The sequence below is a fragment of the Streptomyces sp. NP160 genome (assembly GCF_006335115.1).
Lineage (GTDB): Bacteria > Actinomycetota > Actinomycetes > Actinomycetales > Quadrisphaeraceae > Quadrisphaera.
Window position 1 is genome coordinate 1 of sequence record NZ_VDMJ01000047.1, and the last position, 11,897, is coordinate 11,897.

Below are 11,897 nucleotides of genomic sequence, written 5' to 3' on the forward strand. Positions count from 1 at the left end.
TCGAGCCGACTGAGGTGAGGGGCGTTCGTGGCAGCTGCCAGCTCTGGGGCCACCGTGCCCGAGCACGAGGAAGGGCCCGCGTCCCCGCGGCGCGCAGACCGCCGGCGTCCCGCTCAGGAGCGCACGGCGCTGAGCCGCCAGGTGGTGCTGTCAGCCGCGCTGGACCTGGTCGACGCCGAGGGGCTCGACGCCCTGACGATGCGCCGCCTGGGGCAGCGCCTGCACCGCGACCCCATGGCCCTGTACCGCTACGCGGCCAACCGGGACGCGCTGCTGGACGGCGTGGTCGAGCTCGTGCTGGCCCAGCTCGAGGTCCCCGCCGCCGGCGCTGGCGGTCATGACGGTCCTGAGGACTGGCGGGATCAGCTGCGCGCCACGGCGCACGCCTTCCGGCGGCTGGCCCTGCGCCACCCCCACGTGGTGCCGCTGCTGGTGACGCGCCCGCTGTCCACGCCGCTGGGGCTGCGCCCGCTCGGCACGCTGCGGCCCCTCGAGCAGCTCCTGGAGCTGCTCGTGGGTGCGGGGTTCGACCCCGTCGACGCGCTGCACGTCTACCGAATCTTCTTCGGGTTCCTGCACGGGCACGTGCTCAACGAGCTGCAGGAGCTGGTCGCCGACCCCGAGGAGAGCGACGACCTGCTGCGCCTGGGGCTCCACCGGCTGCCGCTCAAGGAGTTCCCCAGGCTGCGGTCACTGGCCAGCGCCCTGGCCGACTTCGACGGGGCGCGCGAGCTCGACAAGGGTCTGGACGTGCTGCTGGACGGTCTGGACGAGCACCTGCACCCTCGCGCCTGACCGCTGCAGCGCCAGGCGACCGAGCCCCTCGTCGGAGCGAGCGGCTCCCCTGCCGGGCCGCGCGGCGAGGGTCGGCGCCACCCAGTCCTGGCAGGCCGGCGGTGGGGGCGGGTGCCGGGTCACGGCCGCAGCAGGCGCTCCAACGCGTCCAGGACCAGCTCACCGGTGCGCGCGGGCGCCAGCCGCCCCAGCCGCACGCCGTCAGAGGCCCCCACCAGCAGCCAGGTCAGCGCCGTGAGCACCCAGTCCGGGTCGACGTCGATCCGGAAGGCGCCCTCTCGCTGGCCGCGGCGCACCAGGTCGCGGATGCGCTGCTCTCCGCGCTGCGCGCTGGCCAGCAGGTCCACCTCGAGCAGCTCCTGCAGGGGCTGGGTGCTCAGCACCCCGTACAGCGCCCCGAGCGGGGCCAGGTGCTGCACGAGCAGGCGCAGCCGCACCTCCGCCCCGTCTGGTGTCGAGTCCGCGTCCGACGTCGTCGTCGCGGTCGAGCGGGCGGAGACGCCCTCACCGTCCAGGAAGTCGGTCGCCGTGACGAACCGCTCCACCGCGCGGTGGCACAGCGCCGAGACGAGCTCCTCGCGGCTGCTGTACCGGCGGAACAGCGTCGCCCGGCTCACTCCGCCGGCCTGGGCCAGCTCCTCCATCGACGCTGCCGGGCGCGCCGCCAGGAGCCCAGCGACCCGGTCCAGCAGCTCCTCCTGCGAGACGGCCACCCCCTCACCGTAGTATGAGACTCTCAAGTCTCAGGTGAGATGGCGACGAGCCGTGGAGGTGGCCGGTGTCCGGGACGCTGCTGGCAGGCATCACCGGTCTCGCCCTCCTGGACGCCCTCAACCCCGCCACGATCGGCGGGGTGGCGCTGCTGCTGGCCCCTCTGCGCCGTCCGGCCGCGACCGCCTCCGCCTTCGTGGCCGGCGCCTACGCCGTGGTCCTGGCGCTGGGGTGCGCGCTGTTCCTCGGTGCCGGCGCCGCCGCCGGCGCCCTCGACGGCGGCGCGCTCTGGGTCCGGCGAGCCGCGCTGACCCTGGCGGGCGCCGTCCTGCTCGTCGTCGCCGTGCGTCGGCTCCGCACCCGACGGCGTGCGGCGGTCACGCTGCCGGGCTGGGTCGGCCCGTGGACCGCGGCGCCCCTGGGCGTGCTGGTGACCGGCGCTGACCTGCCCAACGCCTTCCCCTACCTGATCGCCGTCGAACGGCTGGTCGCCGCGCAGGTGCCCGTCGGCACCGGCGTGGCGGTGCTGGCCGGGTACGCCGCCGTCTACTGCCTGCCGTGCCTGGTGCTGCTGGTCGCCGGACTGACCCTCGGTCAGCGCGTGCGCGACCGCCTGCAGCGCTTCTACGACCGCTTCGGCTCCGCCCGCGAGGTCCCCCGCAGCGTCCCCACCGCCCTCGCCCTCGCCGGCCTGGGGGTGGCCGTCGTCGTCCTCGCGTGGTCGTGGTGACCGTCGTGACCGCTCCTCGGGCGGACCCGGCCGTGGTCGACCGAGCGGCAGGTCCGTGCCCCGGCCGTGAGGAGGTCCCGTGAGGACGTCGTCCTGGCGCGGGCCTCGGCACCCGGATCCGCGTGGAGGACGGCGTCGCGCTCGCCGTGGACCACCTCGAGCGCCATGCTCAGCGTCCATGACCACCGAGGCTCCTCGCCGCGGCACCGGGAGACGTGCATGACCCGCCGCGCTGGAGCAGCGGTGGGCGACGACGGGGCGGGTGCCGGCTCCGGCGCCCAGACCGAGGCTGCAGCAGCCCACGACTCCTGGGACGACGACGTCGCCCGCGGCCTGGTGCCGCCCAGCGCCTGGGCCGCCGACGAGCAGGCCCGCGCACGGGGCCGGGTCGCGGTGTTCAACGCCGGACGCCCCGGTGGTCTGGACGGCTGGACCATGGACGCCCGCCAGTACGCCGCTCTGCGCGAGGTCATCCTCACCGCCCTGGACGAGGCCGGCCCCGAAGGGATCCTCCTGAAGGACCTCGTCGCCCTCACCCAGGCCGAGCTCGGCGAGCACGAGCTGTTCCCGAAGGGCCGGCTGCGCAACTGCTGCACGTTCACCAAGGTCGACCTGGAGGCCCGCGGCCTGGTGAGGCGCCTCCCCGGCCGCGGCGCCAAGCGGGTGGCGCTGGCGCCCCGGCCATGAGCTGCTGGTGAGCCGGCCTGGGGACGGTCCAGCGCCACCCCCGCCGTCGCCCGCTGAGCCCGCGGCCCAGCTGGTGTGGGAGCCGACCCGCCCCACCGACCTGGCGCTGACGCTGAGCCGCCTGCAGCACGGCCGCCGCGACCCCACCCACCAGACCAGCCCGGACGGCGTCGTCTGGCGCACGCTGAACACCGCCGCCGGGCCCGCCACCCTGGCCCTGCACCAGCACGGACGCGTCCTGACCTGCCGAGCGTGGGGGCCCGGCGCCGAGCCGGCGGTGGCGGCGGCCCCGGCGCTTCTCGGAGGTGAGGACGACCCGACCGGCTTCGAGCCGCGCCACCCCGTCCTGGCCGCGGCGCACCACCGCTTCCCGGGGCTGCGCCTGGCGCGCACCGGTGACGTCTTCGAAGCGCTGGTCGGTGCGGTGCTGAGCCAGCGGGTCGAGGGCACCGACGCCAACGCCGCCTGGACCCGGCTCGTGACCGACCTCGGTGCGCCCACTCCCGGCCCAGCACCTCCCGGCATGCGGGTCTTCCCCTCCGCCCGGGCGTGGGCGGGTCTGGACCAGGCCGCCTGGCGCCGCGCCGGGGTCGACGTCCGGCGGGCGGCCACCGTCCAGGCCGCTGCCCGTGTGCAGCCCGCCCTGGAGCGGCTGGCCGGGCGGAGCGGCGAGCAGGTGGACGCGGCGCTGCGGACCTTGCAGGGGGTCGGTGCGTGGACGGCCGCCGAGGTGCGCCAGCGAGCGCTGGGGGACGCCGACGCGGTGTCCGTGGGCGACTTCCACCTGGCGGCCATCACCGGGCAGGTGCTGGCCGGCCGCCCCTTCGACGACGCCGAGATGGTCGAGCACCTGCAGCCCTGGCGTCCCCACCGCCACCGCGTCGCCCGGCTCCTCTACGCCCTGGGGATCGAGTCGCTCCCGCGTCGCGCCCCGCGGCGGCCCCGCGCCTAGCCCCCTCCACCGAGCCGGCGCGCGTGCAGCAGGCGCTGCGGTGGGAAGGTCCCCGGTGCCCGCTCGTGGGCGACGACGACCGACGAGTCGGGTCGGCCTGCGCGCCCGTCCGCGGGCAGAAGGTCACCGGGCACCCTCGCTCGGCCGCGGATAGCGTCGCGAAGGTGCTGCCTGCAGTGCCTGCCGAGCCGGCGGTCCGCCCGGGGGACCCGTTCCCCGCCGCCCTCTGGCTGCTCCGCCACGGCGAGAGCGAAGGCAACCTCGCGAGCGAGGCGGCCTGGGCCGCTGGTGCGGAGGCGCTGGACCTCGACACCCCCGACGCCCAGGTGCCGCTGAGCGCCCGCGGGCGCGACCAGGCGGGTGCCGTGGGCCGCTGGCTCGCGGGCCTGCCGGAGGCCGAGCGCCCCACGCGCGTCCTGGTCTCCCCCTACCGCCGCGCGCGCGAGACGCTCGCAACCGCGCTGGCCGCCGGGGGGCTCGACGTGCCGGTCACGGGGGACGAGCGGCTGCGCGAGCGCGACCTCGGCGTCCTCGACGGGCTGACCGGCCACGGCATCCTCGCCCGCCACCCCGAGGAGGCCGAGCGCCGCCGGCGCCTGGGCAAGGTCTGGTACCGCCCGCCGGGCGGGGAGAGCTGGGCGGACGTCGTCGGCCGGGTGCGCAGCGTCGTCGCCACGGCACTGCCCCGGCACGACGGGGAGCGCCTCCTGCTCGTGACCCACCAGGCCGTCGTCATGGCCTTCCGCATCGTGCTGGAGGGGCTCGACCCGGAAGAGGCGGTCCGCATCGACCACGACGACCCGCAGCCCAACTGCGCCCTGACCCGCTACGCGGCGGGGCCGGACGGCGTCCGCCTGGTCCGCTACGCCGACACCGCCGCCGTCGAGGCCTCGACGGCGGCCGTCACCGAGGAGCCCGGCGCCGATGTCCCCCACTGAGGTCACCACGATCACCTCCGCCGTCCTGCGCGAGTGGCCCCTGCCGGCCGCCGGTGGCGGCAAGGACGCGCGCGGGCGGGTCGTCATCGTCGGCGGCAGCGACCAGACGCCCGGGGCGGTGCTGCTGGCCGCGGAGGCCGCGCTGCGCTCGGGCGCCGGAAAGCTGCAGGTCGTCACGGCGGCCTCCGTCGCCCCCGTGCTGGCGGTGGCGCTGCCGGAGGCCCTCGTCGTCGGGCTGCCGCAGGGCCCCGGCGGCGACGTCGACCCGGACGCGGCCGACGAGGTCGTCTCCACCGCGAGCGGCGCGGCGGCGGTCCTGGTGGGCCCCGGCATCCGTGACGTGGACGTCGCCAGGGAGCTGTGCGAGCGCGTGGTGCCGCGCCTCGGCGACGTGGGGGTGCTCGTGCTGGACGCCGCGGCGCACGCCTGGGTGGGCGGCTCGCGCGGCGCGCTGCGCCGCACCGGCGCGCGGGCGCTGCTGACCCCGAACCCCACTGAGCTCGCGCTCACCCTGGGCGTCGAGCGGGACGCGGTCACGGCCGACCCGGCGGACCACGTCCGCGAGCTGGCCACCAGCGAGGGCGTCGTCGTCGCCGCGGGCGGGGAGGAGTCGTGGATCTCCGACGCCGAGGGCCGCCTGTGGGTCGACCAGGCCGGGGGCGCGGGCCTGGGCGCCTCCGGCAGCGGGGACGTGCAGGCGGGCCTGGTCACCGGGCTCGCGGCCCGGGGCGCCAGCCCGGCGCAGGCGGCGGTGTGGGGGGTGCACCTGCACAGCCGGGCCGGAGACCGCCTCGCGGCGAGCGTCGGGCGCCTGGGGTTCCTGGCCCGCGAGCTGGGCGCGGAGGTGCCGCACGTGCTCACCGAGATCGAGGCGTGAGGGCCGCCGCCCGGCGGCGTTCGACGCTGGTCAGACGGTGGGCCCCGTGGGGCTCGAACCCACAACCCGCGGATTAAAAGACGGGCCCGAGGCGTGCGGCCCAGCTTCGTCTGGTGCCGCTCAGTCCGCTGAGCAGGGCTGATGTCTCACGGACGTCCGCCCAGTCCCGGCTCGTCTCGTGCCGTCGTCCTGCGTCTGTGACCATCGTGTGACCACTCGCGCCGCATCTCGGGTGACGCCTCGATGGGTCTCGTCCGGTCCGTCTCGCTGGCGATCCAGCTCCGGTCAGCGTGCCGCTGACGACCGTCAGCGGGCCGTGCCGAGCTAGCGTGGTGAGCATGAGCGAGGCGAGTGCGACGGAGGACGCCTGCGTGGGTGGGACCCGCGTCGACGTACCGCTCTGGAGTCGTGCTGGCGGGAGTTCGGCCGGATCGACGCTCAAGACCTCAGCGCAGAGCTGATCAGTGAGCGACGACGGGAAGCAGCTGCGGCTGACGAGCCTCGCTCTTGAGGAGCGACCCTCGTGCTCGTGCTCGATGCGTCCGCGCTGCTCGCCTGATGAACCGTGAGCTCGGCCGGACGGTGGTCGCTGCGGCGGCTACCGCTGACGACGCGACGATCAGCGACGTCAACTACGCCGAGGTGCTGCAGAAGGCGCGCCGCAAGGGTGTGGCGCCAGAGATCGTCGCCGGTCTCCTGGCCCTGAGCATCACCGTCACTCCCTTCGGGCGCCTCGATGCTCGCCGTGCTGCCTCGTTCAACCGGCATGGTCCGGCCTCAGCCTGGCCGACCGCGTCTGCCAGGCGCTGGCGCCGAGCCTGTCCAGTCCCACCTTCACGGCGAACCGGTCTTGGCTGGACTGAGCTGAGTCCTTCGACGTCCGCGTCGTCGCGATCCGCTGACCGTGCCCCGGTAAGAGTCGTCAGCGTGTGGCCGACCCGACGGGCTCTTCAGCGACACGCTGGCACCGAGCAGCCGGAGGCGCTGGCGGTGTACCGCAGGGCGGGCTACGAGGCGGTTGAGTGCTACGGCTACTTCGCCGCGGACCCGACCACGATCTGCTTCCACAAGCGGCTTGCCCTTGCGCCCGCCGACGAGCACTGATCCGCACCAGCCTGACGCGTAGGGAACTGGTAGCACCCAGTCCACCACCTAGCCTCCCGAGGCGGCCGCCGAGGGGCGCCTTGCGCGAGGATCACCCCGTGAGGACGCCACCGCCCGCCTCTGGGCTCCTGCCAGCGGTCCCAGCCCCGGTCGCCGAGGAGGTCCTGCAGGACCTGCGTCATCGACTGCTGAACTACCGTCGCGTCCCACTGCCAGAGTCACCGCCGCGAGCCCGATGGGACCGCGGCACCGACCCTGAGTTCCTGCTTGAGCTGGTGCGCTACTGGGCCGAGGTGTACGACTGGCGCGCACACGAGCAGCGCATCCGCTCCTGGCCCTGGCACCTCAGCCAGACCCGCACCCGCGGGGGGCCCGGCGGCACCACCGCGGCCGTGCCCACGCCCGTGAGGGCGGTGCACCAGCGCGCCGCCTCCCCCGCGGCCACGGCGGTCGTGCTGCTGCACGGCTGGCCGGACTCGGTGCTGCGCTTCGAGAAGGTCTTGCCGCTGCTGGAGCGCCACCACGTCGTGGTCCCCGCCCTGCCCGGCTTCCCCTTCGCCGCACCGGTGCCCGGTGCCGGGATGTCAGCGCGGCAGATGGCTGCCGCGGTGGCCGAGGTGATGGTCGACCTCCGATATGACCGCTACGTCGTCTCGGCCGGGGACGTCGGCTCCGACGTCGCCGAGCACCTCGCTGACCTGCACCCCGACCGGGTCGCCGCGCTGCACCTGAGCGACGTCTCCCAGTACCACTTCCTCGTCCAGCCACCGGAGGATCCGAGCGCGGCTGAGCAGGCCTACCTCGCCCACGGCCACGACTGGCAGACCCGCGAGGGCGCCTACATGCACCAGCAGCGCACCAAGCCCCACACCCTGGCGGTGGGGCTCGGAGACTCCCCGGCGGGCCTGCTGGCCTGGCTGTTGGAGAAGCTGCGGAGCTGGAGTGACTGCGGCGGCGACGTCGAGGCGGTCTTCCCACGCGAGGACCTGCTGACGTGGGTGACCGCCTACTGGGTCAGCGCCTGCATCGGCACCTCCTTCACGCCCTACGCCACCGGTGGCCCGATGCCGTCGCGGGTCAGGCCGCCGGCGGTGTTCACCGTCTTCCCCCACGACCTGGTCAACGCCCCCGAGGACTTCGCCCGGCGGATCTTCGACGTCCGGTCATGGCACGATGGAGGAGCAGGAGGCCACTTCGCCGCGTGGGAGCAACCGCAGGTGTACGCGGCCGGTGTGCAGGAAGCCGTGCACCTGGCCGAGGCCACCTCCCAGCAGTAGAGCCTCAGCGGCGCGCTGACGGGGGCGGGACCCGTCGCGGGCGCTGCGTGCCGGGGGCACCAGAGTTCGTGGCCCCTCCTCGAGCGCCCCTGCAGCGGGCCTGCACGCGACGGGGGGGGAGGGCCGAGATGACCGCGCCGCGGACCACCCGTGGTCCTCACCAACCCGGGGGCGTTCCGGCAGTCGACCACCACCGTGCCGCTGACCGGACGAGATCAGCCCCCCACGTGGATGTAGGGCCGGCGGTGGGGGTCTGGTTCGTTCTCGCGCAGGATCTCCCGGACGACGGGGGCGGTGTCACCGCGGCCCAGGAGCAGGTAGCGCAGGAGGTGCCCGAGGGGGTTGCCCTCAGACCAGGCGAAGTGGGCGTGCGGCTGCACCCCGGTGGCGTCCCGCAGCGCCAACAGGATCGCGGCGAGGGCGTTGGGTGCGGCGGCGCTGTTCGCCCTCAGGACCCTGTGACCATCCACCTGAACGCCCCTGACCTCCAGGGTGCCGCTGAAGGCGGAAGGGTCGACCACGTCGATCTCGAGGAAGAGGACATCCGCGCTGCCGGGCAGCGGGTTGAGCGACCGCTGAGCCCTCTCCTTGTCCTCGTACTCCGCTGGGTCACCGGCCTGGCGGCGGTTGGCGATGAGGTTCAGTGCGCCGTCAGCGGCCAAGGACTCGGTGATGAAGCGCCGAGCGGCCTCGTCGAAGGTGATCCGGTCGGCGCGCAGCTCGGTGGTGCGAGCCACCCGGGACACCAGCGAGACGACGATGATCCCGAGGATGAAGAACGCGGCGATGACGATCCCGTCGGGCATCTCGATGACGTTCTCCACCAGGGCGTAGAGGAGGACGAGGGTGAGCACGGTGAAGGCGGCTGCTGCCTTGGGCTGGCGCCGACGCGCGGCGGAGATCGACACGGCGAGGGCGCCGGAGACCATCATGGCGAGGATGCCGGTGGCGTAGGCGCCGGCCTGGGCGTTGACGTCGGCGTCGAACCCGATCGTGATGATGACGCACAGCGCGGTGTAGACGAGCACCACCGGGCGCACGGCGCGGCCCCACTCGGGTGCCATGCCGTAGGAGGGCAGGTACCGGGGCACGATGTTGATCAGCCCTGCCATCGCCGAGGCTCCGGCGAACCACAGGATGAGGATGCTCGAAACGTCGTAGGCGGTGCCGAAGGCGTTGCCCAGCAGGTCGTGGGCCAGGTAGGCCATCGCGCGTCCACTGGCCTGCCCGCCGTCCTCGAACGCGGGGGCAGGGATCAGCACGGTGGTCAGGAAGCTCGTCGCGATCAGGTAGACACTCATGATCAGGGCAGCGGCGGTCAGCAGCTTGCGCGTGTTGCGCACCCGTGCGGCCAGGCGCTCCGCCGGAGTGCGGCCAGGGGCGGCCACCAGCGGCATCATCGAGACTCCCGTCTCGAAACCCGACAGGCCCAGCACCAGCAGCGGGAAGGCGAGCAGGGCGGGGCCGAGCACGTCCCCGACCCCGCCACCGCCTGCGGTCAGCGCCGACGTCCACGCGCTCAGCGCCTCTGGCCGGGCCACCACCTGCGCCACACCGGCGATGACGACGACGGCGTTGAGGGCGAGGAAGACGGCGACCAGGGGGATGGCGACGACGACGGCCTCGCTGAAGCCGAGCAGGAACACCCCGCCGAGCACGAGCAGCAGCGCGACCGTGAGCCCGACGGCGTGGCCCTCGAGGAACTGCGGGGCGTAGGGGTTCTCCAGGGCGTGCACCGATGCATCGGCCGAGGACAGCGTGATCGTGATGATCCAGGAGGTGGCGACGAAGCCGAGCAGCACGAGGACGAAGATCTTGCCGCGCCAGAAGGGCAGCAGGCGCTCCAGCATCGCGACGGAGCCCTGGCCGTGGGGGCTCTCCCGGGCCACGCGCCGGTACATGGGCAGCATCCCGGCCAGCGTGAGCACCACGATGAACAGCGTCGCCAGCGGCGACAGGGCGCCTGCGGCCAGCGCGGCGATCCCCGGCAGGTACGACAGCGTGGAGAAGTAGTCCACCCCGGTCAGGCACATGACCTTCCACCAGGCGTGCGGGGTGGCGTGGCTCCCAGCGCTCTGCGGGCCCTCGGGAGCGACCTGGTCGGCCAGCAACCACCGCTTCAGGACACTGGGAGGGCCCATGGGTCTGGTGGCGCTGTGGACGCTGGCGGGGATCGCGTAGTCGTCGGTGGTGCTCACGGCATCCTTCGTCGTCGGAGCGCGGCGAGCGGGCAGCGTGTCATGCGCCGCAGTCCACTGGCTGCTGGAGCCAGTCTGCGCCCCCTGCATCCGCGCACCACCGGGCGGCGCTCCTGTGCAGCGCACCCCGGCTCCGCCCGACGCGGGCGCTCGTCCGACCGCGAGCCTGCAGTGGGCGCGGCGGGAAGCTGAGCGATGACCTCCGCGCGGGCGAACGGCACCGCGGCCCGTCAGAGGTCGCTGCGAAGGCGACCCGCTCCGGCCCAGAGGCTGACCCTCGTCGTGACCGGAGGTCGGCGGCGGGCACCGGCGTCCACACCGGGGATCCCCGTCGGCTCCCGACGGTGCACCGGTTCGCCTACGGTCGCTGGGTGCTGCACCTGCGGATCATCGCTCCCGCGTCCCTCAGCCCAGCAGTGATCGCTGCCGTCGAGGACGACGCCACGTGCAGCAACATCGCCGTCGTGCCCGGGGCGGCTCGACGACCCGCGGGCGACGTCATCCTGCTCGACGTCGCTCGTGAAGGTGCCGACGCCGTCCTGGACCGCCTGCGCGAGCTGGGGGTGCCCGAGCGCGGCTCCATCGCCATCGAGGACGTCGACCTGTCCCTGTCCACGGCAGCGGAGACCGCTGAACGGGCAGCTCCCGGTCACGCCAGCGACGCCCTGGTCTGGGAGGACCTCACCGCCCGCACCCGCGAGGAGTCCACGCTCTCCGTCAGCTACCTGACCTTCTTCGCCGTCGCGAGCGTCCTGGCCGGCCTGGCGGTGCTGACCGACTCAGCGATCCTCGTCATCGGCGCGATGATCGTCGGACCGGAGTACGGCGCGCTGGCCGGGATCTGCGCTGCAGTCGTGCTCCGACGACCCCAGCAGCTGCGCCGCTGCGCCCTCGCCCTGGCCGTCGGCTTCGCCGTCGGGATCCTGGCCACGGTCGCCTCCACCTGGCTGCTCACCGGCCTCGGGCTCATCGACGCCGACATGCTCACCCGCGACCGCCCCCAGACCGGCTTCATCTACAACCCCGACGCCCTGTCCTTCGTGGTCGCCTTCCTCGCCGGCATCGCCGGGATGCTGGCGCTGACCTCAGCGAAGTCGGGAGCGGTGGTGGGAGTGCTGGTCTCAGTGACCACCATCCCCGCGGCCGGCAACGCCGCCGTCGCCGCGACCTACGCCGCCGCGGCCGGGACCCAAGCAGAGCGGTTGTCGTTGCTGGATCAGGCCTGGACCTCCATCGAGCAGCTGCTGCTGAACCTCCTGGGCATCCTGATCGCCGGCATCGCCACCCTGTGGCTCCAGCACAGCCTCTGGCGAAGCGTCACCCACCCCTCGGCGAGCCAGGAGAACCGCCGCTAACGCTGCCCAGTGCCCGGTCAGCGATCCCTCCTGCGACCGACGGCGCCCAGCAGCCTTGTCGGGCCCGTGCTCGTCCGTTGACCGGCCTCCATCGGGGGATCCGGCAGTGTCGGCTCACCGAGACCTCGAGCGGCGCCGGTCGCGGCGGGCTCGCGCCGGCGCGGTCGATCGGCGCGCGGCGCCGCGCGGCTCACTGCGCCGACGGGGATGACCGGGGCGCCAGCAGCTGCACGCAGTCCGCTCGCAGCGGCACCAGCAGCGCCTCGGCGAGGT

Annotated in this window: 11 protein-coding genes; 9 read left to right on the forward strand and 2 right to left on the reverse strand. The window is 74.3% G+C overall.

The annotated features are described in order from the left end of the window. The first annotated feature begins 27 nt into the window (after positions 1–27). On the forward strand, positions 28–795 hold the full coding sequence (locus FHN55_RS20315; protein WP_218974865.1) for a TetR/AcrR family transcriptional regulator C-terminal domain-containing protein: 768 nt from the start codon (positions 28–30) through the stop codon (positions 793–795). A 119-nt stretch (positions 796–914) separates the two neighbouring features. Here the strand turns inward: FHN55_RS20315 and FHN55_RS20320 are convergent, their stop codons facing one another. Next, positions 915–1,508, reverse strand: a complete 594-nt coding sequence (locus tag FHN55_RS20320; protein WP_139714234.1) for a TetR/AcrR family transcriptional regulator — start codon at positions 1,506–1,508, stop codon at positions 915–917. 65 nt (positions 1,509–1,573) lie between these two features. Here FHN55_RS20320 and FHN55_RS20325 point away from each other — a divergent pair, with 65 nt between their 5' ends. The 7 genes from FHN55_RS20325 (at position 1,574) to FHN55_RS20355 (ending at position 8,071) form a co-directional block, all read left to right on the forward strand. Beyond that, entirely contained in the window at positions 1,574–2,236 is a 663-nt protein-coding gene (locus FHN55_RS20325) for a GAP family protein (protein WP_139714235.1), read from the forward strand. Positions 2,237–2,455: 219 nt separating this feature from the next. Further along, positions 2,456–2,923, forward strand: coding sequence for a DUF6958 family protein (locus tag FHN55_RS20330; protein WP_139714236.1), 468 nt, complete (start codon positions 2,456–2,458; stop codon positions 2,921–2,923). Positions 2,924–2,930: 7 nt separating this feature from the next. After that, positions 2,931–3,875: a DNA-3-methyladenine glycosylase gene (locus FHN55_RS20335; RefSeq protein ID WP_218974866.1), complete on the forward strand. Its 945-nt coding sequence runs from the start codon at positions 2,931–2,933 to the stop codon at positions 3,873–3,875. A gap of 164 nt (positions 3,876–4,039) precedes the next feature. Further along, complete coding sequence (locus FHN55_RS20340; protein ID WP_218974867.1) at positions 4,040–4,813, forward strand: histidine phosphatase family protein; 774 nt, start codon at positions 4,040–4,042, stop codon at positions 4,811–4,813. Then, positions 4,800–5,690, forward strand: coding sequence for an NAD(P)H-hydrate dehydratase (locus tag FHN55_RS20345; protein ID WP_139714237.1), 891 nt, complete (start codon positions 4,800–4,802; stop codon positions 5,688–5,690). Before FHN55_RS20340 ends, FHN55_RS20345 begins: the two co-directional genes overlap by 14 nt. Before the next feature lie 558 nt (positions 5,691–6,248). Beyond that, positions 6,249–6,794 carry a type II toxin-antitoxin system VapC family toxin gene (locus tag FHN55_RS20350; protein WP_139714238.1) on the forward strand — a complete coding sequence of 182 codons (546 nt, stop codon included), beginning with the start codon at positions 6,249–6,251 and terminating at the stop codon, positions 6,792–6,794. Positions 6,795–6,892: 98 nt separating this feature from the next. Continuing rightward, a complete protein-coding gene (locus tag FHN55_RS20355) occupies positions 6,893–8,071 on the forward strand; it encodes an epoxide hydrolase family protein (RefSeq protein ID WP_257571160.1) in 1,179 nt (392 codons plus the stop codon). Positions 8,072–8,286: 215 nt separating this feature from the next. On the opposite strand, the gene FHN55_RS20360 is transcribed toward FHN55_RS20355, so the two are convergent. Continuing rightward, positions 8,287–10,212: an APC family permease gene (locus FHN55_RS20360; RefSeq protein WP_139714244.1), complete on the reverse strand. Its 1,926-nt coding sequence runs from the start codon at positions 10,210–10,212 to the stop codon at positions 8,287–8,289. Positions 10,213–10,640: 428 nt separating this feature from the next. Between FHN55_RS20360 and FHN55_RS20365 the strand changes: the two genes are divergently transcribed. Continuing rightward, positions 10,641–11,624 carry a DUF389 domain-containing protein gene (locus FHN55_RS20365; RefSeq protein ID WP_139714239.1) on the forward strand — a complete coding sequence of 328 codons (984 nt, stop codon included), beginning with the start codon at positions 10,641–10,643 and terminating at the stop codon, positions 11,622–11,624. Positions 11,625–11,897: the final 273 nt, after the last annotated feature.

Coding starts and splice junctions, on each gene's coding strand:
- FHN55_RS20345 (WP_139714237.1), top strand. CDS start 4,800: ATGTCCCCCACTGAGGTCACCACGATCACCTCCGCCGTCCTGCGCGAG.
- FHN55_RS20350 (WP_139714238.1), top strand. CDS start 6,249: ATGAACCGTGAGCTCGGCCGGACGGTGGTCGCTGCGGCGGCTACCGCT.
- FHN55_RS20330 (WP_139714236.1), top strand. CDS start 2,456: ATGACCCGCCGCGCTGGAGCAGCGGTGGGCGACGACGGGGCGGGTGCC.
- FHN55_RS20360 (WP_139714244.1), bottom strand. CDS start 10,212: ATGGGCCCTCCCAGTGTCCTGAAGCGGTGGTTGCTGGCCGACCAGGTC.